The organism is Achromobacter sp. UMC71, from assembly GCF_014170305.1.
Classification (GTDB): Bacteria; Pseudomonadota; Gammaproteobacteria; order Burkholderiales; family Burkholderiaceae_B; genus Achromobacter.
In genome coordinates this window covers 1-24,447 of the sequence record NZ_LZZT01000024.1, presented here as the reverse complement: position 1 = coordinate 24,447, position 24,447 = coordinate 1, and the positions used below count along the sequence as shown (strand labels likewise).

The 24,447-nt window shown below is 66.6% G+C and carries 26 protein-coding genes; 11 read left to right on the top strand and 15 right to left on the bottom strand.

The annotated features are described in order from the left end of the window. Positions 1 to 67: 67 nt before the first annotated feature. Positions 68 to 1,042: a tripartite tricarboxylate transporter substrate binding protein gene (locus A9974_RS11755; protein WP_183004270.1), complete on the top strand. Its 975-nt coding sequence runs from the start codon at positions 68 to 70 to the stop codon at positions 1,040 to 1,042. A gap of 54 nt (positions 1,043 to 1,096) precedes the next feature. After that, on the top strand, positions 1,097 to 1,681 hold the full coding sequence (locus A9974_RS11750) for a hypothetical protein (RefSeq protein WP_183004269.1): 585 nt from the start codon (positions 1,097 to 1,099) through the stop codon (positions 1,679 to 1,681). Positions 1,682 to 1,766: 85 nt separating this feature from the next. On the opposite strand, the gene A9974_RS11745 is transcribed toward A9974_RS11750, so the two are convergent. The 8 genes from A9974_RS11745 to A9974_RS11710 form a co-directional block, all read right to left on the bottom strand. Further along, complete coding sequence (locus A9974_RS11745; protein ID WP_183004268.1) at positions 1,767 to 2,243, bottom strand: hypothetical protein; 477 nt, start codon at positions 2,241 to 2,243, stop codon at positions 1,767 to 1,769. Positions 2,244 to 2,298: 55 nt separating this feature from the next. Next, the gene (locus tag A9974_RS11740; protein ID WP_183004267.1) at positions 2,299 to 3,021 is read right to left on the bottom strand and encodes a hypothetical protein; all 723 of its coding nucleotides are present in this window, start codon (positions 3,019 to 3,021) and stop codon (positions 2,299 to 2,301) included. 102 nt (positions 3,022 to 3,123) lie between these two features. Then, positions 3,124 to 4,533, bottom strand: coding sequence for a PLP-dependent aminotransferase family protein (locus A9974_RS11735; protein ID WP_183004266.1), 1,410 nt, complete (start codon positions 4,531 to 4,533; stop codon positions 3,124 to 3,126). Between the two features lie 25 nt (positions 4,534 to 4,558). Beyond that, a complete protein-coding gene (locus A9974_RS11730) occupies positions 4,559 to 4,699 on the bottom strand; it encodes a DUF2474 domain-containing protein (RefSeq protein WP_183004265.1) in 141 nt (46 codons plus the stop codon). Continuing rightward, on the bottom strand, positions 4,699 to 5,706 hold the full coding sequence (gene cydB / locus A9974_RS11725; protein WP_183004264.1) for a cytochrome d ubiquinol oxidase subunit II: 1,008 nt from the start codon (positions 5,704 to 5,706) through the stop codon (positions 4,699 to 4,701). The genes A9974_RS11730 and cydB overlap by 1 nt, the downstream gene beginning before the upstream one ends. Before the next feature lie 4 nt (positions 5,707 to 5,710). Continuing rightward, the gene (locus tag A9974_RS11720; RefSeq protein WP_183004263.1) at positions 5,711 to 7,147 is read right to left on the bottom strand and encodes a cytochrome ubiquinol oxidase subunit I; all 1,437 of its coding nucleotides are present in this window, start codon (positions 7,145 to 7,147) and stop codon (positions 5,711 to 5,713) included. A 324-nt stretch (positions 7,148 to 7,471) separates the two neighbouring features. Then, the gene (locus A9974_RS11715; protein ID WP_183004262.1) at positions 7,472 to 8,158 is read right to left on the bottom strand and encodes an alpha/beta hydrolase; all 687 of its coding nucleotides are present in this window, start codon (positions 8,156 to 8,158) and stop codon (positions 7,472 to 7,474) included. A 32-nt stretch (positions 8,159 to 8,190) separates the two neighbouring features. Then, entirely contained in the window at positions 8,191 to 9,048 is an 858-nt protein-coding gene (locus A9974_RS11710) for an EamA family transporter (protein WP_183004261.1), read from the bottom strand. A 141-nt stretch (positions 9,049 to 9,189) separates the two neighbouring features. Here A9974_RS11710 and A9974_RS11705 point away from each other — a divergent pair, with 141 nt between their 5' ends. Continuing rightward, positions 9,190 to 10,086, top strand: a complete 897-nt coding sequence (locus tag A9974_RS11705; RefSeq protein WP_183004260.1) for a LysR family transcriptional regulator — start codon at positions 9,190 to 9,192, stop codon at positions 10,084 to 10,086. Positions 10,087 to 10,101: 15 nt separating this feature from the next. Here A9974_RS11705 and phbB read toward each other — a convergent pair whose 3' ends face one another. Then, complete coding sequence (gene phbB, locus A9974_RS11700; RefSeq protein WP_183004259.1) at positions 10,102 to 10,848, bottom strand: acetoacetyl-CoA reductase; 747 nt, start codon at positions 10,846 to 10,848, stop codon at positions 10,102 to 10,104. Next, positions 10,838 to 11,308, bottom strand: a complete 471-nt coding sequence (locus A9974_RS11695; protein WP_370539618.1) for a hypothetical protein — start codon at positions 11,306 to 11,308, stop codon at positions 10,838 to 10,840. The genes phbB and A9974_RS11695 overlap by 11 nt, the downstream gene beginning before the upstream one ends. 250 nt (positions 11,309 to 11,558) lie before the next feature. On the opposite strand from A9974_RS11695, the gene A9974_RS11690 reads away from it, so the two are divergent. Then, on the top strand, positions 11,559 to 13,115 hold the full coding sequence (locus A9974_RS11690; RefSeq protein ID WP_255468137.1) for a cyclic diguanylate phosphodiesterase: 1,557 nt from the start codon (positions 11,559 to 11,561) through the stop codon (positions 13,113 to 13,115). A 27-nt stretch (positions 13,116 to 13,142) separates the two neighbouring features. On the opposite strand, the gene A9974_RS11685 is transcribed toward A9974_RS11690, so the two are convergent. Next, entirely contained in the window at positions 13,143 to 13,376 is a 234-nt protein-coding gene (locus A9974_RS11685) for a hypothetical protein (RefSeq protein WP_183004256.1), read from the bottom strand. Between the two features lie 97 nt (positions 13,377 to 13,473). Here A9974_RS11685 and A9974_RS11680 point away from each other — a divergent pair, with 97 nt between their 5' ends. From A9974_RS11680 to A9974_RS11670, 3 genes are all read left to right on the top strand, one after another. Next, complete coding sequence (locus tag A9974_RS11680; RefSeq protein WP_183004255.1) at positions 13,474 to 14,109, top strand: DUF2975 domain-containing protein; 636 nt, start codon at positions 13,474 to 13,476, stop codon at positions 14,107 to 14,109. Further along, positions 14,109 to 14,348: a helix-turn-helix transcriptional regulator gene (locus A9974_RS11675; protein WP_183004254.1), complete on the top strand. Its 240-nt coding sequence runs from the start codon at positions 14,109 to 14,111 to the stop codon at positions 14,346 to 14,348. Before A9974_RS11680 ends, A9974_RS11675 begins: the two co-directional genes overlap by 1 nt. 204 nt (positions 14,349 to 14,552) lie before the next feature. Next, positions 14,553 to 14,933, top strand: coding sequence for a DUF4156 domain-containing protein (locus A9974_RS11670; protein WP_183004253.1), 381 nt, complete (start codon positions 14,553 to 14,555; stop codon positions 14,931 to 14,933). A gap of 65 nt (positions 14,934 to 14,998) precedes the next feature. Here A9974_RS11670 and kch read toward each other — a convergent pair whose 3' ends face one another. Both kch and A9974_RS11660 read right to left on the bottom strand, forming a co-directional pair. Next, positions 14,999 to 16,210, bottom strand: a complete 1,212-nt coding sequence (gene kch / locus A9974_RS11665) for a voltage-gated potassium channel protein (protein ID WP_183004252.1) — start codon at positions 16,208 to 16,210, stop codon at positions 14,999 to 15,001. Between the two features lie 453 nt (positions 16,211 to 16,663). Further along, positions 16,664 to 17,482, bottom strand: coding sequence for a response regulator transcription factor (locus A9974_RS11660; RefSeq protein WP_183004251.1), 819 nt, complete (start codon positions 17,480 to 17,482; stop codon positions 16,664 to 16,666). Between the two features lie 609 nt (positions 17,483 to 18,091). Between A9974_RS11660 and A9974_RS11655 the strand changes: the two genes are divergently transcribed. Further along, a complete protein-coding gene (locus tag A9974_RS11655) occupies positions 18,092 to 18,487 on the top strand; it encodes a helix-turn-helix domain-containing protein (RefSeq protein WP_183004250.1) in 396 nt (131 codons plus the stop codon). Here the strand turns inward: A9974_RS11655 and A9974_RS11650 are convergent. Then, positions 18,468 to 19,670: an acyltransferase family protein gene (locus A9974_RS11650; RefSeq protein ID WP_370539617.1), complete on the bottom strand. Its 1,203-nt coding sequence runs from the start codon at positions 19,668 to 19,670 to the stop codon at positions 18,468 to 18,470. The genes A9974_RS11655 and A9974_RS11650 overlap by 20 nt on opposite strands. A gap of 267 nt (positions 19,671 to 19,937) precedes the next feature. Here A9974_RS11650 and A9974_RS11645 point away from each other — a divergent pair, with 267 nt between their 5' ends. The 3 genes from A9974_RS11645 to A9974_RS11635 all read left to right on the top strand — a co-directional run bounded on the left by A9974_RS11645 (position 19,938) and on the right by A9974_RS11635 (position 22,231). Further along, positions 19,938 to 20,468: an META domain-containing protein gene (locus A9974_RS11645; RefSeq protein WP_183004249.1), complete on the top strand. Its 531-nt coding sequence runs from the start codon at positions 19,938 to 19,940 to the stop codon at positions 20,466 to 20,468. A 143-nt stretch (positions 20,469 to 20,611) separates the two neighbouring features. Continuing rightward, positions 20,612 to 21,409, top strand: a complete 798-nt coding sequence (locus A9974_RS11640) for an META and DUF4377 domain-containing protein (RefSeq protein WP_183004248.1) — start codon at positions 20,612 to 20,614, stop codon at positions 21,407 to 21,409. An 84-nt stretch (positions 21,410 to 21,493) separates the two neighbouring features. Further along, positions 21,494 to 22,231 (top strand): sulfurtransferase, encoded by a 738-nt coding sequence (locus tag A9974_RS11635; protein WP_183004247.1) that lies wholly within the window; start codon positions 21,494 to 21,496, stop codon positions 22,229 to 22,231. A gap of 83 nt (positions 22,232 to 22,314) precedes the next feature. Here A9974_RS11635 and metG read toward each other — a convergent pair whose 3' ends face one another. After that, positions 22,315 to 24,381, bottom strand: a complete 2,067-nt coding sequence (metG, locus tag A9974_RS11630; RefSeq protein WP_183004246.1) for a methionine--tRNA ligase — start codon at positions 24,379 to 24,381, stop codon at positions 22,315 to 22,317. Positions 24,382 to 24,447 lie beyond the last annotated feature (66 nt).

Below are 24,447 nucleotides of genomic sequence, written 5' to 3'. Positions count from 1 at the left end.
TCGTTGTACCTGCTCGCACGACGGCGTCCTTGAAGGCGCCGCAAACCATATCCATCAGGAGACCTGCATGTTCCCTCACCGCATCGCCCGCGCGGCGCTCGCCGCCTGTCTGTTGTCGGCCCTGCCGACGGTGCACGCGCAGTCCTTTCCCACCAAACCCATCACGCTGGTGGTGCCCCATTCGGCGGGCGGAACCTCCGACATCCTGGCGCGCACGGTGGCGGCCGAGGCCGCCAAGACGCTGGGGCAGACCATCGTGATCGACAACAAGGGCGGCGCCAACGGCACCATCGCCGCCAAGCAGGTGGCGTCGGCCGCGCCGGACGGCTACATGCTGCTGCTGGCCACCGCCAGCACGCACGGCATCAATCCGTCGTTGTACTCGCGCATCTCTTACGATGCGGCCAAGGATTTCACGCCGGTCACGCTGTTGGCCACGGTGCCCAATGTGCTGGTGACAGGGCCCAACGTGAAGGCCGCCGACGTGCCGGCGCTGATCGCCTACATCAAGGCGCAGGGCGACCGCAGCAATATGGGATCGGCCGGCGCGGGCACGCCGGGCCACCTGGCCGGCGAGATGTTCAAGCGCGCGGCCGGGCTGCAGTTCACGCATGTGCCGTACAAGGGGGGCAGCCCCGCCATCACCGACCTGATCGGCGGCCAGATCGACTTCCTGTTCACGACCATTCCAGGCGCGTTGCCGCACATCAAGGCCGGCACGCTGCGCGCGCTGGCGGTGACCTCGCCGCAGCGCTCGCCCGCGTTGCCCGATATTCCGACCATGGCCGAATCCGGCCTGCCGGGCTTCCAGGCGCTGTCGTGGCACGGTGTGGTCGCGCCCGCCGGCACGCCGGAGGCGGTGGTGGCCAAGCTGAATGCCGCCTTGAGCGAAGCGCTGGCGGCGCCCGCCGTGCGGCAGCGCCTGATGGAAGAGGGTGCGCAGGCGTCCAGCCTGCATACGGCCGCGTTCGGCGCCTTCATCAACCAGGAGATCGTGGCCTGGGCGCAGGCGGTGAAGGATTCGGGCGCGACGGCCAACTGAGCGGGCCTGCCGGGCTGCCCGGGCACGGGCGCGCTGCGTGCTAGGATTTTGCGCATGTTGACGACCCTGTTGATTTCCCTGCTGGCGCTTGCGCCGGTGCCTGTACAAGCTCCCGACGCCGCGTTCGACCTGAAATGCCTGCACGCCACCAAGGGCGCGGGCGGCGAGTTTGAATTCACTGAACACTGCGCGCGGCGCGAAGCCGGCCGCTTGCGGTTCAATCCGGCGGTGTTGCGGCACATGGCATTCGACGCCGACGGCTTGAGCGCGGTGGCGGTCGACGGCTGGTCATGGGTACGGGCCGATGGCGTATCGGCGCCGGTCATTACCTTCGACAACGGCCCCGACGATTTTGTCGCGGGGCTGGCCCGGGGCCGGCAAGCCGGTGGCGCCATGGTCTATTACGACAAGCGGCTCGACGTCGCGTTGGCGACGCCCTATACCTGGGTAGAGCCGTTCATCGAGGGGCTGGCCGCCGTCTGCGCGCGCTGCCGCTTCGAACCGGATGCCAGCGGCGAACACTTCGAGGCAGTGGGCGGCCAGTGGGGCGCGATCGATCGCAGTGGCAAGCTGGTATTGCCCCTGCGCGATGACGCGGCATCCTTGCGCCGGGACCTGGACACCGCAAGAGCGCGCTAAGGCCTGTCCACACTAAAAGGGGCTTCGCACTGGCGGGTACTCGGCCACCCGGCCAGGCGCGGTCGCCGCCGCGTGGATCAGCCGTTCAACGCGCCTGGTAGGCGTCGCACAGCGCCAGGTATTCGTCGCCGTTGATCTCCAGCGCCATGGCCTGGATCAGCACGCGCTTCCTGTTCGGCAACGAGGTTTTCAGCTGGATCTGCTTGGCGGTGGGGATGCCGACGTAGCTCTGGTTGACGTAAGTGTTCTCGTTAATGGCGTCCCACGGAATCACGGTGCCATCGGTGATCTTCAGCCCGTCGCGGGTGAAGGTGATGACGGGCGTAGCCGGGCCGAAGGCGCGTTTCAGGCACTTGATGACCAGCCAGACGCCGATCGCGGCGATGGCGGCAAAGAACGCCAGCGCACCGGCGCTGTCGCGCGACCGTGCGGCCAGAGCGCCGAAGACCACCGCGGCTACCGTCCAGATGACCGCGCCGGCGATCAGGCGGTTGCGGGAGAAATACACGGGACGGTCGGCCAGCGTTTGGGATTGTTGGGCGTTGGAGCTGTAGATTTCCATGTCGAGGCTGTGCAAAAGAGGAAGAGGCCGCCCCGCGGACAGGGCGGTGTCGAAGTCAGGCGCCGGGCAGGTATTGGCGCAGACAGGCCAGCATCACCGGTTCATTGACGATCTTGGACCGGTCGATCTTGTGGGTCTTGCCTAGCGCGACGATGATCAGCGTCTCGTCGGTTTCCATGCCTTCGCTGTCGGATTGCGTGCGGATGGTGTCGATGGCGGTCCAGGGGATCTGCTGCCCTTTGTGCAGCAGGCCGCTCACGTTCAGGCCAAGGGGACCGAAGGCGACGGTGTCGCCGGCCTGCAGCTTGCGCCGGGTGTCGGCCTCGAGATGGCCGCTCACCGCGTCTTGCAGTTGATCCGCCAGTTCCCAGGCGTCGTCCCAGATCGCCAGGCGCAGCCGGATGCGTTCGCCGCTGTGCAGGGTCAGCAGAAGATGGTCGCGGTTGTGCAAGTGGCGCATCGACGCGATGTCGGCATAGGCAATCGTGCGCGCGCCGAGGTGCAGGGCGTGGTCATCCAGTGTCAGCGCGGCGGGCGCGCGCCACCAGGCGACGATATCCGCGCCGCGCCACAGCAGGTAGCCCACGGTCGGCAGCGTCAGAAAGAACACCAGCCACATGGCGCGATAGCGCAGCATCTCGACGAGCAGGCTGCGCGGCAGCAGCCAGATGTCGATTGTGGCCAGCAATTGCGCGCAGAACAGGTACAGCAGGGCCGCGGCGCCGACATAGCACCCTAGCGCGTGACGCGGCAAGACACGGGGGAACGAAGCAGTCATGAGAAACGCGCCGCGACGCGGCACCGTCCAGATGTTGAAGGCTTCGCACTCTAAGGGATGTGTGCCGGGGTGGGGTTTCTAACTGTATCAATATGGCGGATTTCATGTCCCCATGAGCTTGCCCAGGGTTGCCATGCCTTGCTCCATGTCCGCGTTCCAGGGGTGGCCGCAGTTCAATCGCAGGAAGTTGCCAAAGGCGCCCGATGACGAAAAAAGCGGCCCCGGCGCGATGCTGATGCCATGGTCCAGCGCTGCGCGATGCAGCCGCAGCGTGTCGATGTGCGCGGGCAGTTCGACCCAGGTGAAATAGCCGCCCAACGGCCGCGTAGCGCGCGTCCCCTTGGGGAAATAGCGCGCCACGGCCTGCAGCATTTCGCCCTGCTGCAAGGCCAGCGTCTGGCGGAACTGGCGCAGGTGGCGGTCGTAGCCGCCCTGGGCCAGGTAGGCGGCGATGGCGGCCTGTGTCGGCGCGGCGGTGGCCAGGCTGGTGGTGAGCTTGTTGCGCATGATGGCGCGGGTATGGCGCCCGGCGGCCACCCAGCCCACGCGGTATCCCGGCGCCAGCGTTTTCGAAAACGACGAGCAATGCATCACGATGCCCTCGCTGTCGAAGGCCTTGGCCGGGCGCGGCCGGACGTCGCCGAAGTACAGCTCGCCGTAGACGTCGTCCTCGATCAGGGCCACGCCATGTTCGGTCAACAGCCGCACCAGCGCTTCTTTCTTGGCCTCGGGCATCAGGCTGCCCAGCGGATTCTGGAAAGTGGTCATCAGCCAGCAGGCGCGCGGCTTGTGCTGCACGATGGCTTGTTCCAGTGCGTGCAGGTCGATGCCTTCGCGCGGATGCGTGGCCACTTCGATGGCGTGCAGCTGGTTGCGTTCCAGCGATTGCAGCGCGGCATAGAAGGTGGGGGATTCCACGATCACGGCGTCGCCGGGCCGCGTGACGGCCGCCAGGCACAGGTTCAGCGCATCCAGCGCGCCGTTGGTGATGATGATGTCGTCCACCGGCACCGACAGGCCATCGGCCAGGTAGCGCAGGGCGATCGCGCGGCGCAATGCGGCATCGCCCGGGCTGAGATCGTCGATGGAACTCCAGGGATCCAGCTGCTGCACCGTGCTCGCCATGAACTTGGCCAGCCGGCCGTAGGGCAGCAGCGAGGGGCTGGGAAAGGCCGAGCCGAACGGCAGCATGTCGCGCCGCAAGGTGGCGTTGAGCACCTGCAGCACGTTGTCGCTGACGTCCACCGGGTGGCGGCCGGCGGTGGCGCTGGACAGGCCGTCGGGCTCGGGCAGCGTGGCGTGCGGCGCGCGCAGCACGTAGTAGCCGGAGCGGTCGCGCGCGCGGATCAGGCCGCGCGCTTCCAGCAGGTAGTAGGCCTTGAATACCGTCGACGGGCTGACGCCGCGGCTAGCGCTGGTCTGGCGCACCGAGGGCAGGCGGTCGCCCGCCTGCAGGAGGCCCGAGAGGATCGAGGCGGTGATGTCTTCTGTCAGCCGTTCATAGCGCTTCATGGCGGGTCCGTGAGAGGCAGGAGGGTCAGGTCGACATGCCGATGGCGCGCATGATGAGGCGCAGGGCGTAGGCGGTCGCGCCCAGCGCCGCCACGCTGCCGGCCCAGATCAGCGCCAGCCACAGCAGCCGGCGGCGCCACGAAGTGAGGGGGGTGGAGGCATGCATCAGTGGAACGCCTCACCCGCGCGCACCTTGCCGCGGAACACGTAGTAGGACCAGGCGGTGTACATCAGGATAATCGGAATGATGACCAGCGCCCCGACCAGCGCGAAGCCCAGGCTTTGCGGCGGCGCGGCGGCGGTCCAGATGGACACGTCGGGCGGAATGATGGCGGGCCAGATGCTGATGCCCAGGCCGCTGTAGCCCAGGAACACCAGGCACAGCGCCAGCACGAAGGGGCCGGCGTTGGGCGCGCCGCGCACGCGGCGGATCAGGTCCCAGCCGGCGGCCGCCACCAGCAGCGGCACCGGCAGGAACCAGAACATGTTGGGCAGGCTGAACCAGCGCTGCGCGATCTGCGGCTGCGCCAGCGGCGTCCACAGGCTGAGCGCGGCGATCACGGCCAGCAACGCCAGCGTCAGCGGCCGCGCCAGTGCGCACATGTGCTGGTGCAGGCGGCCTTCGGTCTTCATGATGAGCCAGGTGCAACCCAGCAACGCGTAGCCAACGACCAGGCCCGCGCCGGTGAACAGCGAGAACGGGCTGATCCAATCCCACGCGCCGCCTTGGTAGGCGCGGTCCACGACCGGGATGCCTTCGATATAGGCACCCAGCGTCACGCCCTGGAAGAACGTCGCGCACACCGAGCCCAGCACGAAGGCGCGGTCCCATAACGGGCGGTGATGCGGGTCCGCCTTGAAGCGGAACTCGAACGCCACGCCGCGAAAGATCAGCCCCAGCAGCATGAAGATCAGGGGCAGGTGCAGCGCGCTCAGGATCACCGAGTAGGCCAGCGGAAACGCCGCCAACAGGCCCGCGCCGCCCAGCACCAGCCAGGTTTCGTTGCCGTCCCACACGGGCGCCACGGTGTTGACCATGACGTCGCGTTCCTCTGCGCCAGTGATCAGCGGAAAGAGGATGCCGATGCCCAGGTCAAAGCCATCCATCACCACGTACATCATCACGCCGAACAGGATGATGACGGCCCATATCAGTGCAAGATCGATACCCATGGCGTCAGGCTCCCGTGGCGCTGCGTGAAGCGGACGGCGCGTCCGCGGAGGTGGAGGCGGCCGACAGCGGCCGCGACGGTTGGCGCGGTTCGCCAGGGCCGCCGGACAGGGGCGCATGGCCGGGCGCGGGCGTCGGACCCATGCGGATCAGGCGCAGCATGTACGACACGCCGGCGCCGAACACGAACAGGTACACCGCCACGAACAGCGCCAGCGTCAGCGTCAGTTCGCCGATGCCATGGCGGGTGGCGGCGTCGGCCGTGCGCATCACGCCATAGACGATCCACGGCTGGCGCCCGATCTCGGTGACGTACCACCCCGCCAGGAGCGCCACCAGGCCGGACGGACCCATCCACAGCGCGAAGCGTTGCAGCGCCCGCGATTGGTACAGGCGGCCGCGCCAGCGCGCCCACAGCGCCCAGGCCGCCAGCGCGATCATCAGCATGCCCAGCCCCGCCATGACGCGGAACGACCAGAACACCACGGTGGCGTTGGGCCGGTCCTCGGGCGGATACGACTTCAGGCCTGGAAACTGGCCGTCCCAGCTGTGGGTCAGGATCAGGCTGCCCAGCCGCGGGATGTTCACCGCGTAACGGGTTTCCTCGCGTTCCATGTCGGGGATGCCGAACAGCGTTAGCGGCACGCCGGCGCCGGGTTCATTGTCCCAATGGCTTTCGATGGCGGCGATCTTGGCCGGCTGGTGCTTGAGCGTGTTCAGGCCATGGAAGTCGCCCACCACGGCTTGCAGCGGTGCCGATATCGCCAGCATGGCCATGGCCATCGCAAACATCTTCTTGACGGCGGGGCTGCGCTCGCCGCGCAGCAGATGCCAGGCGCCGGACGCGCCCACCATCAACGCCGTGGCCAGGAAGGCGGCGATGCCCATGTGCGCCAGGCGGTAGGGGAACGACGGGTTGAAGATCACCGCCAGCCAATCGGTCGGCACCACGCGGCCGTCGAGGATCTCGTAGCCCGCGGGAGTCTGCATCCAGCTGTTGGACGCCAGGATCCAGGTGGCCGACACCAACGTGCCCAGCGCCACCATGATGGTCGAGAAAAAATGCAGGCCCGGGCCCACGCGTGACCAGCCGAACAGCATGACGCCGAGAAAGCCGGCTTCCAGGAAGAAGGCGGTCAGCACCTCGTAGGCCAGCAGGGGCCCGGTGACGCTGCCCGCGAAATCGGAGAAAAAGCTCCAGTTGGTGCCGAACTGATAGGCCATCACCAGGCCGGACACCACGCCCATGCCGAAATTGACGGCGAAGATCTTGGTCCAGAAGTGGTAGAGATCGCGGTAGACCGTCTTGCGGGTACGCAGCCAACAGCCTTCCAGCACGGCCAGGTAGCTGGCCAGCCCGATGGTGATGGCGGGAAAGATGATGTGGAATGAAATGGTGAAACCGAACTGTATTCGGGCAAGCAGTAGCGCGTCGCTATCCATGGCGGGTGATTCCTGGCTCAAGACCCGCGCGGGGTGGCTACCGGCAGGCGGCACGCGCGGACAGGCGGGTGCCTGTAGCGTCAAGGTAGGTCGATGGCGAGGGTTAGTACAGATTCAGAAATGGCTGAAAAAAGCGGATCAGTTTGATGCGGGCGCTGGCTGCGGCGGCGTCCTTCATAGGGGAAAACGGTATTTTCCGAAGGGGGGACAGGCTCGTGCGTTACAAAAAAAGCAGCACAGCGGTCAGGCTGTGCTGCTTGATATCGTGGGCGAAGCAATGCAAGCGCGGGCTTGGCCGCGCCTGTGCCGGAGCCTGGCCAGGCCCTAGGCGCGCGCGGCCTCGTCGATCAGCGCGGCCACTTCGTCGGCCCGCGACGCCAGCGAGGCGTGGCTGGCGTCCAGCTTGACCACCTTGCGCGGCTGCATGCGCGCCGACATTTTTTCCTGGTTCTCCGGGGCGATCATGCGGTCCTGGGTGGACAGCTGATACCACGAGGGCTTGTTGCGCCACGCCGGCACGCTGACCTTGTCCCCGAAGGTGCTGGCCAGCGGCGCCTTCTGCGTGACGGCCATCACCAGGGCGTCGTCGGCGCTCAGGTCCTGGCAGAAGCTCTCGTGGAATTTATCGGCGCGCAGCCACAGATAGCCGTCGCTGTCCGGCGCCAGGTTGGGGGCGGCCACGGGCAGGTGCTGTTCGGTGATGCCGCCCGGGCTTTCGCCCGCGTCCGGCGCGAACGCGGCGATGTACACCAGGCCCGCCACGTTGGGCTGGTTGCCGGCTTCGGTGATGACCGCGCCGCCATACGAGTGGCCCACCAGCAGCACGGGGCCCGATTGTTGCGCGATCATCTTGCGGGTGCGCTCGGCGTCTTCGGCCAGCGAGGTCAGCGGCAATTCGACGGCGTGCAGGTCTTTGTGTCCCAGACGCGAAAGGGCCAGGATGACCCGGCCCCAATGCGCGGCGCCGCCCCAGAAGCCATGCGCCAGAATGATGGTTGGTGTGCTGCCCATGGTGTGTCTCCCGACCGTGAATGGAGCAAAGATTATGCTACGGCACGGCGCTGCACGTGCTGGCTCAGCCAGACGCTGCCCACCACGATCACCATGCCGGCCATCTGCGCCGCGCTCAGGCGCTGGTCCAGCAAGGCCCAGCCCAGCAGCACCGCGGTGACCGGGCTCAGGAACCCCAACGACGACACGACCGCCGGCTCCAGCCGCGCGATGCCGCGAAACCAGATCACATAGGTCAGCGCCGCACCGATCAGCCCCAGGTAGGCGATGCCCAGCACGTTCAGGGCGGTGGCCGGCGGCAGCGCCGGTTCGGCCAGCAGGGCCGCGGGCAGCAGCAGGATGCCGCCAGCCGTCAGCTGCCATGACGTGAATGTCAGGGCCGACACGGGAGGCTGCCAGCGGCGGCTGAGCACGGTGCCCAGGGCCATGGAGGCCGCGCTGGCCAGGCCGGCGGTCACGCCCACCGGGTCCAGTGCCGCCTTGGGGCCCAGCACCAGCAGGGCCACCCCGCCGATGCCAGCCAGCGCTGCCAATACCGCAAGGCCGCGCACCGGCGACCCCAGCAGGGCGCGCGCCAGCAGGATCACCACCAGCGGCTGGATCGCGCCCAGCGTCGCGGCCACGCCGCCGGGCAGGCGGTAGGCGGCCACGAACAGCAGCGCCCAGAAAACCGAGAAATTCAGTGCACCCAGGATGAAGGCGCGCAGCCACCAGATGCCGTGCGGCAACTGGCGCACGGCGAGCAGCAGCAGGATGCCGGCGGGCAGGGCGCGCAGCATGGCGACCGTCAGGGGATAGCCTTGCGGCAGCATCAGGGTCGTGACCACGTAGGTGCTGCCCCAAATGGCCGGGGCCACCGCGGTCAGGAGCAGGTCGGTGCTGCGGCTCATGCGAAATTCCTTTGGATGTCGGATTGCGCCGGTCGTCGCGGCGCCAATACCGACAGGCTAATTCAATCCTGTGGCCGCGATAATATGCATTCCAATGGCAATATCATTCACTGTCAGTGAATGATCAACGACGGAATTCCCATGGACCATCTCACCGCGCTCAAGGTCTTTCGCCAGGTGGTGGAGCAGGGCGGCTTCGCCGCAGCATCGCGCCAGCTGGGGCTGTCGCCGGCCGCGGTCAGCAAGAACATCGCCGAGCTCGAGGCGCACGTGGCGGCGCGCCTGCTCAACCGTACCACCCGCCGCATGAGCCTGACCGAGGCGGGGCAACAGTATTACGACCAGGTCGCCCGCATCCTGGACGAGCTGCACGAGGCCGAGCTGTCGCTGGGGCCATTGCAGCAGGAGCCCTCCGGCACCTTGCGGGTCAGCGCGCCGATGTCGCTTAGCCTGACCTTGCTGTCCGGCGCCATGCCGCGCTTTCTGGCGCGCCATCCACGGCTGTCGCTGGACCTGCACCTGGAAGACCGCCGCATCGATCTGGTCAAGCAAGGCTTCGACGTGGCGATCCGCGGCAGCGACCGGCTGGAGGATTCCAGCCTGGTGGCGCGCAAGCTGCTGACGCTGGACCACGTGCTTTGCGGCGCGCCAGCGTACTTCCGCCAGCATGGCGCACCGGCGCAGCCGGCCGATCTGCGGCGCCTGGAGTGCGTGCGCTTCACGCTGTCGGGGCACGCCGATGAATGGACCTTCCAGCGGGCAGGGCAGGTCGAGCGGATTCCGGCGCGGGGGCGCTATCAGGTCAGCTCGAGCCTGGCGGTATGCGATGCGCTGCGGGCGGGGTTTGGCGTGAGCCTGGTGCCGCGCGTGTATGTGCAGGCCGACCTGGACAGCGGCGCGCTGCAGGCGGTGCTGCCCGACTGGACGCCCAACCAGACCGACGTCTACGCCGTGTACCCGTCGCGCCGCCACATGGTGGCCAAGGTACGCGCGCTGGTGGACTTCCTGGTCGAGGAATTGGCGGCGCCGCCGGGTTGAGCCCGGCAGCCCGGGTCAGTACATGTGCTGACCGCCGTTCATGGCGATATTGCTGCCCGTCATGAACGCCGCCGCGTCGCTGCAGATGAACACCACCAGCGCCGCGATCTCGTCGGGCTCGCCCAGCCGGCCCAGCGGGATCTGCGGCAGGATCTTCTCCTTCAGGACTTCTTCGGGCACGGCCTTGACCATCTGCGTGGCCAGATAGCCGGGCGACACGGTGTTGACTGTGACGTTCTTCCTGGCCAGCTCCAGCGCCAACGCCTTGGTGAAGCCGTGGATGCCCGCCTTGGAGGCGGCGTAGTTGGTCTGTCCGAATGCGCCTTTGGAGCCGTTCACCGACGACATGTTGATGATCCGGCCCCATCCGCGGTCGGCCATCGGCCCGCACAGCGGTTGCGTCATGTTGAACATCGAATCGAGGTTGCTGCGCATCACCTCGTTCCAGTTCTCGTAGCTCATCTTGCGCAGGCTGGCGTCGCGCGTGATGCCGGCGTTGTTGATGAGGATGTCGATGTGGCGGCCGTCGTCTTCCAGGCGCTTGGCCAGCGCCTGGCACGCGGCATAGTCGGCGACGTCGACCTTGACCAGGTCGTAGCGCCGGCCCTGGGCGGCTTCTTCATCGAGCCAGCCGCGCGCGGCGTCTTCGCTGGCATGGCAGGTGATGATGACGTCGTGGCCGGCGTCGTGCAGCGCGCGGGCGATGGCGCGGCCCAGGCAGCCCGCGCCGCCCGTGACGAGCGCGGTGCGCTTAGCGGCCATGGCGCGCCCCGGGCTGGCTGGCTTCCTGCATGGCCGTGCACGCCGACGTCATCTGTTCGGAAAATGTCGTCCACATGCGTGTCAGGGGCGAGGCTGCGAGGCCGCCGCCGGCGACAGCGGAGGTACTGCGCAGCCAATCGCTGACGGCTTCACTGAGGCCCGCGGCCAGCGCCGCCTGGTCTTCGAGCGCGGCATGGGTAACCGCCTGGCCGGCTTCCAGCTGGCGTTGCCATTGCTTGCGCGCGGCCTCGCTCAATGCGGGCGCGACCTGCTGCCAGTTGCCGTCGGCCTTCAGCGGTTCGAGCGAGGACAGGGTTTGGTTGGCGTTGTCGTTGGCCAGGCGCTGGCCGAGGGCCAGCCAGCGTTGCTGGCTTTCCTGGGCAAGCGCGGCCAGGCGTTGGTAATACGCGGCGGTGGCGCCGGCGAGATCCTGCGGCGTCGAGGCGGTTGTCTTTTTCATCATGCGTCCTTTTAAAAGAGTGGTAAGGGCCAACGAATAGAGAAACCTGAGTTCAACAATAGCCCAGCGGGCATTCCGGGGATAGCTCCTGGATCAAACGCGCGCGAGATTGGGGCCGCGGCACCAGTCCCAGCGATAGGTGACCGTGGCCGCCACCGCGCCCACGGCGCCGCGCCGCCCTGTATCCTTGCGTTACTTCCACGATTCAAGCAGCGAGGACGCTTTGCCTACCTCCGGAATGACCGTCCGCATGCCCTCCTGGCGCTATTTCCCGGTAGCGCTGGCCTTGATGCTGCCCGTGGTCGTCTGTGTCGGCTGGACCTGGCTGCATGCGCAGTCCGAAGAGCGCGCCGAGGCGGCCATCGCCGCGCGCATCGTGCGGGTCCAGACCGAGCAGATCGTGGGCCGCGCTGTGGACATCCTGCCCCGGGTCGCGGCATTGACGTCCAAGTCCTGCGAAGAGGCGCTGCCCGACCTGTACCGGTGGGGCACGCTCAACCCCTATTTCCGCGCGCTGATCCTGGTCCAGCGCGACCATATCTATTGTTCGTCGGTGCTGGGCGCCGTGGACTATGCCACCGGCGAATTCCGCAAGTGGCCCGTGGATGTGCCGCCGTCGCAATGGTTCTTCAGCGTGGCGGGCACGCCGCTGGCGCCCGAGCGCCCGGCCCTGCTGCTGGGCATGCCGGCGCAAGACGGCCGCAGTGGCGTGGTCGCCATCGACGGGCGCTACGTGCAGGACGTCCTCAATTCGGTCGCCTCGCTGGGCGAGTACCAGCTGGAAGTCACCCTGGGCCAGGGCGCGCCCATCCGCAGCGATTCCTGGGGCAAGGCTCCGGTGCCGCCGCGGCCCTTGTTTCAGGAGGCCGCCAACGTTGCCGGCCGCGCCGACCTGAACGTCAGGGTCCTGGCGCCGCCCGAAGCCGTGGTGCGGGCATGGCAGCAATTGCTGGTGACCTATCTGCCCGTGGCCATGCTGATCGGTGCGCTGTTGGCCTTCGGCGCGTACCGGCTGCAAGTCAGCCGGCAATCGTTCAAGGAACAGTTGCGCCGCGCCATGGCGGCCGACGAATTCCACGTGGAATACCAGCCCGTCTACGGCAAGGCCACCGGCCGCTGCGAAGGCGCCGAGGCGCTGATGCGTTGGAACCGGCCTGGCGTGGGGCTCGTGCGGCCGGACATCTTCATCGCGGCGGCGGAAGGCGAGGACATGATCGTGCCCCTGACGCAGCATCTGCTCAAGCTGATCCAGCGCGACATGCGCAACTGGAACACGCCGCCCGATTTCCACATTGCGATCAATTTCGCGCCGCAGCACCTGTCCAGCCCGGAATTGCTGATGGACGTGCAGGCCTTCCGCGCCGGCATCCGGCCGTCGTTGATGGTGCTGGAAATCACAGAGCGCAGCCTGATCGCCGACAACGGCCAGGCTCGCCGCAATATCGACGCGCTGCGGGCCGAAGGCGTGTTCGTGGCCATTGACGACTTCGGCACGGGCCACTGCTCGCTGTCGTACCTGCAGAAGTTTCCGGTCGACTACCTGAAGATCGACAAGGGCTTCGTGCATGCGATCCAGCCCAGCGGCGAGGACGCACCGGTGCTGGATGTGATCATCACGCTGTCGCATCGCCTGGGCCTGGCGGTGGTGGCCGAGGGCGTTGAGACGCCCGAGCAGTTCGCCTACCTGACACAACGGGGCGTGGCCTTCATCCAGGGGTATCTGTTCGCGCGCCCCATGCCGTCGGCCGACTTCGTGCGCTGGTATGCCGAAAAAGCCGCCGAACCGCCGGGGCCGGACGCGGCGTAAGTCCTGCCGCTGCGTCTTCGACCCGTCCTAGCTCCAGCAGCCGCAATCGGCCGCGTCGCGCGGAAACGGAAAGGCCAGGCGCGGCAGATTCAAGAGAGAAAACCGGTTGCCGAGCGACCAGCCGCCGCTGCTGCGCGCGGCCTGTGCACACGCGGTGTCGCGGCACATCCGTTCGCCCGGGTCCGAGGGCGGGCAGGGGGCCAAAAATATGAAAATCAGCAGTGCGGCAAGGACGGAGGCCGCCGCGATCGCAACCCGCATGGTTTGCCTCGTGGGGTAAAAAAATTATTGTAGAACGATAATTTATTGCTACACTACAGCAACTTCATAACCCCAGCAATGTGATCCGGAGATGCCCATGGCCGCCGCGCCGACTTTCTCTTCCGCCCAGCAAACGCTCTCGCCCGTTGCGGCCAATCAGCGCCTGGCCCGTATCCGCGGCCTGTCGCGCTGGATGCGCGGCCTGCTCGTCGCCGCCGCCTTGCTGCTGATCGCCGCGCTGGTCGGCATGTGGTTCTTCACGTCCGAGGCCGTGCTGGCCCGCGGCCTGTATTCCTTTCTCGGCGTCACGGCGCCGGCCTATACCGATCCGGCCGTGCCGGTCACGCTGCCGCGTCTGCAATTGGGGCCCGCGTACCGGGTCTTGGGCTTTGCCTTGTTCGGCGTGCTGGCCGCGCTGGCGCTACGCGCCATTGCCCATGCCTATGGCATGTTTTCCGACTTCAGCCGCGGCGACGTGCTGACCGTGGCAACCGCCAGGCGGCTGCGCGGCATCGCTCTGATGATCACGGTATTCAGCGGCGCGGTGCCGCTGTTGAAGACGGTGCTGATGCTGGCCCTGACACTGGCCAACGGGCCAGGCGAACGCCAGTTGATGATTGGCATCGACGTCAGCGACATCTTGCTTGCCTTGCTCGGCGGCCTGCTGTTCACGCTGGCCTGGGCCATGGAAGAAGCGGCCCAGGTCGCCGAAGACAACCGGGGATTCATCTGATGGCGATCGTTGTGCGGCTGGACGTGATGCTGGCGCAGCGCAAGATGAAGGCGCGCCAATTGGCCCAGGAAATCGGCATTACCGAGCCGAACCTGTCGCTGCTCAAATCGGGCAAGGTCAAGGGCATGCGCTTTGACACGCTCGAGCGCATTTGTGAGGTGCTGCAATGCCAGCCCGGCGATTTGCTCGAATACCAACCCGGCGAACCCGCCGCCAGCGACGACACCGGCGCCTTCTAGTGTGAACAGGCCCTAGGCGCTGCGATGGTCGCTGTTTGCCGCGTGGCACCGCCGTCGCGGCAGGCACCGGCAACGATGGGCTGATCCGTCCGGTGCCGCCCGGCGCCTGCGCGGCGGCCGCCACTTGATCTTCTTTTTCAACCGCCTGTCGCGCGAGGTTCGCCCGCGCGCCGGGTTCTCACGTCCCTTTGATGGATGCTTGCCATGCACTACCTGCCTGCGATTCCCCGCGATGCATTGCGTGTCGCTTTCCTAGTGGCTGCCACTTGTGCGTTGGCCGCCTGCGCGCCCACGACGCTGTCGCCCGGCGCCGCCTCCAACGTGCGCATCACCCACAACGAGCCCGGCAAGGAATGCGCGTTCCTGGGCGACGTGACTGGCAGCCAGGGCAACTTCCTGGCGGGCGCGATCACCTCGAACGCAGACCTGGAGACGGGGGCGCGCAATGACTTGAAGAACAAGGCGGCCGGGATGGGCGGCAATGTGGTCTACCTGCTGACGCAACGCGCGGGGCAGACCGGCGGCAAGGATCATCTTGAACAGACGAACGTCACCCTGTCGGGCAACGTCTATCGTTGCGGCTAGCGGCCGCGCCACGCGGCGGAGGCGATACGGACGTCGCGGCGGGCAGCGCGCCCTTTGCTGCGCGCTCAGCCGGCCTTGGCCTGCGGCGCGGCCTTGGCGAAGAACAGGTCCGTTATGGACTGGCTGTCCAGCGGTTCGCCGTTGATGGCGCGCGCCAGCAGTTCGGCGCCCAGCAATTGCACCGAGAACACCAGGTCGGGCTGCACGCGGCGGATCTTTTCCAGGTGCTTGCTGGTGTTGACCAGGGCGACGGTCTTGGCGCCTTGTTCGCCCACGGCCTCTTTGGCGGCGAGCACGATGAAGGCGTTTTCGGCGTCGTCCTCGCGCAGCGCCAGCACATAGCGCGCGCGGGTGACACCCGCGCTGCGCAAGACTTCCACGCTGGAGGCATCGCCTTCGATGAGGTCGGTGGCGGCGGGGTATTCCTGCCCCATGCCCGCGGGCACGATGACGGTGACCTCGTCGCCGCGGCGGCGCAGTCCGTCGTAGACGCTCATGGCCAGGGGCGTGGCGCCGGCGATGATGATGTGATTTTTTCTCATGGCGGTGGAAAACCGGCCCTTGACCAGCCGTTTCAGGTTGCCGCCGATCACCGGGCCGGCGATCGCGCTGATGGAGGTGGCGAAGACGGTGATGCCAAGGATGATAATCGACGCCGTGAACAGCCGCGCCGCGTTGCTGTGCGGCGTGATGTCGCCATAGCCCACCGTCGACATCGACACGATCGAAAAGTACAGCGCGGTTGCGGCATCCTTGATGGGCGGATTGAATTCCTGGCCGAGGTAGAGTGTGCCGAAGATCGCGTAGATCAGCAGCGAGGCCATGCTGACCAGCGCGAACAGCGAGCCCGCCGTGACGCTGGCGCGGTCGAAGCGCCGCCAGTAGGCGATTAGCGCGATCACCAGCACCAGCGTGTAGATCCCCAGCCCCGCGCGCCCGCCGTCGCCCAGGATGGCGAAGGTGCCCACGCCGACCAGCAGCACCAGCGAAAAGGCCCATGCGATGCGGGCCTTCAGGATCAGGCCCAGCGCGATGATCTGCAGGCCCACGCCCAGCACCAGCCGCGGAATCTCGAGCAGCCCCACCACCTGCATCACGTCGTGCCAGTTATCCAGCGCCAGCCAGAACGAATACTCGCGCGCACGCACTTCGCGCAGCACGGGATGCATGAAGGCATAGCCGTCCAGCGCCACCAGGATGGCAAGGCACCAATTGGGCGGAATGAAGGCAAGTGCCTTGCGCAATTTGCGCGCAAGGCCGGGCAACGGATGGGGCATGGCGTGGGCGTCCTTTGGCTGCATTCTATAGGGGCCCGCGCTGGGTGTGCTGTCCAGCAGCACCCCGGCTTGCTATATCCAATATGTATAGAAGGCTATCAACAAAGAATTACTTGAATCGCGTCCGACGTCCTAAACTTCTTTCATCACGCGGCTATCCGAGAGGAACGCCGCTGATACGGGCGACAAGCCTGCCAGCTGCCAGGGCAGACGAAATCACCCGGGCGTTGATCACGCTGCAGCTTGGGTGGGGACTAGAGACCCCGGCCGGGCTCACGGCTAGTCCGTGCGTGAGTAGTATGAGGCACGAATGTTGGAATCGCGTGATCTAGGTAGAAGGCATCAGTGCCGGCTGATGACTCCAGGCTCACGTGTTGTTTTAGCGCGGCGTCTTACCTTCGGGGCAGCGCCGCGTTTTTTTCGCCTGCAGCCCGCCCCTTGGCCCGTAGCGTATCAGTAAGACGGCGCGTTGGCATCCAGCGCATAACGGCGCCAGTCCTCTCGTCCTTCCGGACGGCCTTCCTCTCCCCCCTCCCGATTGTCCAGCTCCAGCGCGATATCCGCCGCGAACATATAGCCCCAGCCATGCACGGCGCGGATCGGCAGTGTCATGTGGTGGGCGGTCGCCTTGCGCCGCAGGCGGCTGATCATCACATCCACGAAGCGGCGGCGCGTGATGGCGCCATCCGCGTCCTCGGCCCCGTCCGGGTAGAAGGCATCGCGGCTGACCTTGCGGTCCGGCGCCTTGACCAGCTTGGTCAGGAAATCGCGTTCGCCCGTCGTCAGCCCCAGGTTGCGGCCCGCCGGGCTGATCAGCGTCCAGCCCTTGTTGGCCAGCCGCCAGGTTTCCTGCAGCGGTTCTTCGGGCAGGGGCGGTTCGGCCAGCGCCTCGGAGCCGTCCAGCCCCACCGCGCGGCGCACCAGCGCCTGCAGCACGGCGGCCAGCTCCAGGCCGGTGACTTCCGGCGGCAGGCAGGCGTCGGCGCCGCAGAGCAAGGTGCGGATACGGTTCTCCTGTGCGCCGAAGGGGGCGATGGCGACGATGCCCAGGCTGCGGTCGATGGCGCGCAGCCGTACCGCGGCATTATGGATATCGGGCAGGGGCGCTTCCAGGATGACCAGCGGACTGGGGCGGCGCGAATAACGGTCGTAGACGTCGGCCAGGTCGTGGCAGCGTCGGACGCTGAAGCCCAGATGAGACAAGGCCTCGACCAGGCGGGCATGCCTGGCATCGTCCTGGCCGAGAAAGATGACATCCAACGTGTTGTTCATGGATGCCCGCCTGCGCCAGCGACAGCGTGATCATTGCGTGTCATGCCCCTCTCCCTTTGCTGCACGCCATGATGTGCCGGCATCTGGCGATGTTGTTGGTGGCGGGCGAAGGTCAGGACTACAGGTCAGCATCCGATTCCGCATGGAAGTCACGCCCGTGTTTCATTTAAACACGGGCGTGTTTTTTTGTGAAGATACGTTTCTGTAGTTTCTGGTAGTAACACGCCGATTGGCGCTAACCAGAGGGCAGCGCATGGAACGCTGTTTGTTTGCGTGTTTGCGACGATAAGATATTAAGTATTACCGATACATTATTTTTTATTTTTTGATCGCCGAAAGACATAAACTCGGGCGGACTTTCAGAATGCCGGGACCGCCGCGGTGCGCTGCCGGGGCGGGTCCTGCAACGCAGCAAGGCGTCTGCAAGCCAATGATAGCAATGGCTTTTTTCTCCAGGTATCGGATGCGCGCCGCGGCTCCGCTGCGGGGGCGGATAAGCGGGCAGGGGGAGCGCGCCGCGATTTACGGATTAGCCCGGGAATTGGGGTGTACTCCGTTTATTTGGCAGCAGTATTGAGATGTTTTAATCAAATATATAAATTCAAATTAATGTCTCAGGTTGATCGATTGGACACGTTTAGCCATCGTCTGCGCAATGCAAGAATGCTTCAGGGATGGACACAGAAGGACTTGGCAGTCGCGAGCCACCTGTCTCAGAGCGCCATCGGCAACTACGAAAGCGGCCAACGCCTGCAGCCTTCCAGCGACGCGCTTATCAAGCTGACCCGGGCGTTGCGGGTCAATCCCATGTGGCTCAGCACCGGCGAAGGGCCGATGGTCAATCCTGGCTACGCGGAGTCCTCTCCCAGCGTGGGTGACAGTCCCGTGCCGCCGCCCTGGCCGTTCGAAACGGTCTCGTACGCCACCTATGCCCGCCTGAGCCTGCAGGAAAAGCGCCAGATCGAGCAGGTGTTGGCGGCCTACATCAAGGCGCGCGGCGAATAGTCCCCACGGCCCGGCGTGGTGGCGCGGCCCGTCCGCGGGCGGCATCCGCCATGCCCGTGGTCCGCGTGGCGGTTGCACGCGCCACGGCCGGTTCGGGCAGCGGCGTATCGCGTGCGCCCGGCGCGCCATCGCGCGCGCGCAGCCGCCGCCGCAGCCGTTCTACCGGATCCGCGATCAGGCTGTTGAGCAGCGCCGATAAGCCGATACAGCCCGCCACCACCAGCACCGTGAACAGCGCGGGCTGCTGCCGCTGCGCGCCGTCCAGCAGCCACGTGAAGAACAGGATGACGAGCGCGTGGCAGATATAGATCGGGTAGCTCAATTCGCCAATGGCCTGGTCCAGCCGGTGGCGCGACTGGAACAGGAACGCCAGCGGCAGCAGGGCCGCGAACAGCAGCACCGCCAGGCCATCGCGCAGGGTATGCGGCAGGCCGATGGAAAAATGCGCCAGGGCGTAAAGCAGCAGCAGTCCGGTGCCCAGCTCGGGCAGGCGCGGAAAGCGCCGGGCCCACGCCTGCCAGCGCGGCAGCAGCACCTGATGCGATAGCGAGCCGGCCAGGAACAGCGCCAGCTCGGTGGGAAAGAAGCGATAGGTCCAGGGGTCCGACAGGCCGATGCCGGTGGCGATCAGCACGGCCCGCAACGCCAGCGACGCCGCCAGCAATACCAGCAACCGGCGCGGCGAATGCAGCACGAACGGCGCGATCAGGTAAAAGCTCATCTCCACGCCCAGCGTCCACGCCTGGGGCACCAGCAGGCCCTGGTACAGCGGCACGTCGCTGTGCGCGAAGCTGCCGGTAAAGGCGAGCGCACCGTGTTCGATGCCAAAGAACATCAGCCAGTCCTGGCCCAGGATCAACAGGTTCGACAGCCCCAGGAACAGTTCCGCGGCAAAGGGCAGGTGCTCGTAGAAGCGCCAGAACGCGCCGCCGCCCAACGCATGCGCCAGCAGCGTCAGCGCCGCCACCGCCAGATAGATCGGGTACAGCCGCAACGCCCGGTTGGCGTAGAACCGGCCGACCGCGCCCTGGTAATGATCGGTGGCGGTCAGCACGTAGGAAATCAGGAAGCCGGAGATCACGTAAAAGAGCTGCACCGCCATGCGGCCGCCCACCAGCCAATCCGTCGTGCCGCCGCCCAGGTGGTCGAGCACAACGGACAGCGCCAGCAAGGTTCTCAACATGCCCATCGCCGTGTCTCCGGTCATCGTTGTCATGGATGCCCGGCACCGCCCGCCGGCAGGGCGCCGGACGATCGCGGGACATCAGCCGATTCTGCGCGCCGGCAAGAGGCGCCGCCATGCGGCATACGATGTGCAGCACCCCCTGCGAGGGGAGGACGGCGTGCGCGGCGGGGTGCAGCTTTTGGATTCGGCTGTCGGGGGGAGGCCGGGACGCATCGGGCCCCTGGCGGTTACAGTCGGGGGTATGTCTTTTCAGGAGTGCTGTCCATGTCTACCTTCCTGTCTTCGCATTGCCGCCTGCTGGGCATGGGCCTATTGGCCCTGGCGCTGGCGGGCTGCGCCAGTTCGACTGGCGGCGCGCGCGCCCAAGGCGCCGCGGCGGCCAATGCGGCCACCAGCGCCGATTCGCTGGCCCAGACCAGCTGGGAGCTCGTGCGCTGGACCCAATCCGCGGCAGGGCTGCGCAGCATTCCCCATGGCGACAATGGCGAACCCATCAAGCTGACCTTCCTGGCGCAGGGCAAGCAATACCGCGCCGAGGGCTTTTCGGGCTGCAACCGCTACATGGGCTCGTACAAGCTCGATGCCGGCAAGCTGTTCATCGATGCCGCCGCCGCCACCCGCATGGCCTGCGTGCCGGCCGAGCGTGCCAAGCTCGAAAACGACTACCTGCGCGCGCTGACCGCGATCGACACCTTCACGCTGGACAGCGGCGGCGCGCCGCGCCACCTGACGTTCAACCTGCGCGGCGGCGACGTGCTGGAATTCGAGCGCCGCCAGGACCCGCCCACGCCCTGACGCCGGGCAGGTGTTTCAGTATGTTTTGCGCGGCCGGGCTGGCGCCTGGGGCGCGCCTACAATGGGCGCTGCCCGGCGCCGCGGTTCATGCGGCGTAGCGCCTTTCCGTGTCAGCAGGCCCTAGTTTCTTGCGGGAGATTTCCATGTCCTTGTCCTCGTCCTTGCGCTGGATGGCGCCGTGCGTGTTGAGTCTTGGCCTGGCGGCCTGCGCGGCGCCGCCGCAGCGCGCCGCGGACGGCCGGGACCCGCGCTTCCAGCCGGCCGCAGCCTCCGACGTGCTGGTGCAGACGAGCTGGGACCTGGCCCGCTGGACCCGCCCCGGCGGCGCGTTGCGCGAGATTCCGCATCCGTCGTCCAATTCGCGCCCGCTCACCATCAGCTTCATCCATGACCAGGGCGCGCCACGCGCGGGCGGTTTTTCGGGCTGCAACCAGTACAGCGCGCCCTATACCGTGGCCAACGGCCAGTTGATCATCCAGTCCAACCCCGTGGCGACGATGATGGCCTGCGCGCCGGTGAACATGCAGCTCGAACAGGAATTCCTGGCCGGCCTCACGCGCATCACGGCCACCTCGTTCGACAACACCAACAACCCCCAGCGCATGACCTGGATGCTCAGCACCGGCGACACGCTGGACTTCGGCCGCCGCATCGATCCCGTCGCCGGGGGCCAGCAAGGCCCGACCAAGCTGATCTACGTGAATTCCGAACGCGTGCCGTGCAACGCCGGCGCCGGGCGCGCCACCTGCTACCAGGTGCGCGACAGCCAGTCGCAACCCTGGCAGCTTTGGTATGGCGATATCACCGGCTTCAATTTCCAGCCCGGCATCCGTTACCGCCTGCGCGTGGTCGAGGTCAAAGACCCGAATCCGCCCGCCGACGCGTCCGGTCTGCGCTGGGTGCTGGATACCGTGGTGGAACAGGAAATCGTCAAGCGCTGATCCCCGCGCTTGACCTGCCGCAAGCGGGCAGGGCGGGGCAGGCATTACTATTACGGCCTTTGCCGCCTTACGCCCCGCTTTGCCATGTCTTCCGTCGTCAATATCGCCGCCTACAAATTCGTCTCGCTGGATGCCCTGCCCGAGCTGCGCGCCCGGCTGCTGGCCCAGGCGGACGAGGCTGCCCTGAAGGGCACCGTGCTGCTGGCCGAGGAAGGCATCAACCTGTTCCTGGCGGGCTCGCAAGAGGGCATTGACGCTTTCCTGGCGGATTTGCGCGCCGACGCCCGCTTTGCCGATCTGGAGGTGAAGTTCAGCCACAGCGCGCAGGTGCCGTTCCGCAAGCTGCTGGTCAAGATCAAGCGCGAGATCATCCGCATGGATCACCCGACGATCCGGCCCGAAGCCGGCCGCGCGCCGGGTGTGGATCCGCGCACGCTGGCCCGCTGGCTGGCGCAGGGCGCCGACGACGAGGGCCGCCCCGTGGTCATGCTGGACACGCGCAACGGGTTCGAAGTCGACGAAGGCACCTTCAAGAACGCCATCGACTGGCGCATCGACCGCTTCACGCAGTTCCCCGCGGCAGTGCAGGCGCACCGCGCCGAACTGGAAGGCAAGACCGTGGTCAGCTTCTGCACGGGCGGCATCCGCTGTGAAAAGGCGGCCATCTACATGCACGAGGCCGGCATTCCGAACGTCTACCAGCTCGACGGCGGCATCCTCAAGTATTTCGAGGAAACCGGCGGCCCGGGCTTTGACGGCAAGTGTTTCGTGTTCGACGAACGCCTCTCGCTGGACCCAGCCCTGGCGCCCAGCAAGGACTGACGCCGGCGCGGCGCCCGCCGCGCCCAACGCAACAAGCCCGCCGATTGGCGGGCTTGTGCATTCTGGCCTGCGGGTAGCGGCGCTTAGCGCACGCGCATGCCGGGCTTGGCGCCGGGGAACGGCTCCAGCACGTAGATGCCTGCGTCCACGGCCTCGTCGGCGTGGCTGGCGGCCAGCACCATGCCTTCGGAGACGCCGAACTTCATCTTGCGCGGGGCCAGGTTGGCCACCATGACCGTCAGCTTGCCGATCAGGTCTTCGGGCTGGTAGGCCGACTTGATGCCGGAGAACACGTTGCGGTGGCGGCCTTCGCCCACGTCCAGCGTCAGGCGCAGCAGCTTGGTCGAGCCTTCGACGTGTTCGCAGTTGACGATCTGCGCAATGCGCAGGTCGACGCGGGCGAAGTCGTCGATGGAGATGGTCTCGGCCAGCGGCTCGCCGCCGGGCACCACCACGGGCGCGGCGGGCGGTTCGAACAGGTCTTCCAGCATTTGCGGTTCGACGCGCTGCATCAGGTGCTTGAACGGCGTCACGCGCTGTGGCAGCACTGCGGCGTCGGCCCAGGTGAAGTTGGCGTCGGCGGCGAACAGCTCGCGCGCCACGCGCTCGGCCAGGGCCGGCAGCACCGGGGCCAGCATCACCGACAGGGCCTTGAAGCCGGCCAGCGAACGCGAGCAGATGTCTTGCAGGGCGGCCTTTTGCGCGTCGTCGGCGGTGGCGATGCCCTTGGCCAGCACCCACGGCTGGGCCGTGTCGAACGCCTGGTTGATGCGGTCGGCGTAGGCCATGATTTCGCGGATGGCGCGGTTGTATTCGCGCGCCTCGAAGGCGGCGCGGATCGATTCGGCCTGCTCGGCGTACTCGGCCGACAGCGCGGCGGTGTCGCCCGAATAGGCCAGGGCGCCGTCGAAGTGCTTGGTAATGAAGCTGGCCGCGCGGCTGGCGATGTTGACGTACTTGCCGACCAGGTCGCTGTTGACGCGGGCGATGAAGTCTTCGGGATTGAAGTCTATGTCTTCGACGCGGGCGTTCAGCTTGGCGGCGATGTAGTAGCGCATCCATTCGGCGTTCATGCCGATTTCCAGGTAGCGCAGCGGCGAAATACCGGTGCCGCGGCTCTTGGACATCTTTTCGCCGCTGACGGTGATGAAGCCATGCACATTGACCGCGTCAGGGGTCTTGCGGCCGGCGAACTTCAGCATCGCGGGCCAGAACAGGGCGTGGAAGTACACGATGTCCTTGCCGATGAAGTGCACCTGCTCGGTGGTGCCGGCCGGGTCCAGCAGCGCGTCGAAGTCCAGGCCCTTGAGGTCGCAGTACGACTTCAGCGAGGCCAGGTAGCCCACGGGCGCGTCCAGCCAGACGTAGAAGTACTTGCCAGGCGCGTCCGGGATGTCGATGCCGAAGTACGGCGCATCGCGCGAGATGTCCCAGTCGCCCAGCTTGGCCTCGCCGTCTTCGGCGCCCAGCCATTCGCGGGTCTTGGCCAGCATCTCGGGCTGCAGGTGCTTGCCGCCGTGGGCATTGCTGCCGTTGGTCCATTGCTGCAGGAATTCCACGCAGCGCGGGTCCGACAGCTTGAAGAAGAAGTGGTCGGACGACTTGAGCACCGGCGTGGCGCCGGTCAGCGCCGAGTACGGGTTGATCAGGTCGGTGGGCGCGTAGACCGCGCCGCAGACTTCGCAGGAATCGCCGTACTGGTCCTTGGCGTGGCACTTGGGGCATTCGCCCTTGATGTAGCGGTCGGCCAGGAACATGCCCTTGACCGGATCGTAGAACTGCTCGATGGAGCGGGTCTCGATCAGGTTCTGGGCCTTCAGGGCGCGGTAGATGTCGTGCGATAGCGCCACGTTTTCGGGCGTATCGGTGCTGTGCCAGTGGTCAAAGCGGATGTGGAAGCCGTTCAGGTACTGCGGGCGTTCCGCCGCGTAGCGCGCGACCAGCGCTTGCGGCGTGATGCCTTCTTTTTCGGCCTTCAACATGATCGGCGCGCCGTGCGCGTCGTCCGCACCCACGAAGTGCACCGTGTGGCCCGCCATTCGCATCGAACGAACCCAGATATCAGCCTGGATGTACTCCATGATGTGGCCGATGTGGAAAGATCCGTTGGCGTAGGGCAGCGCAGTGGTGACAAAAAGGGTGCGAGACATGGTTGTCGATAGAGGTTGAGGGGAAAAGAGGGGGTGGCCGGCCATTTTAGGGCAATGGCGGGAAGG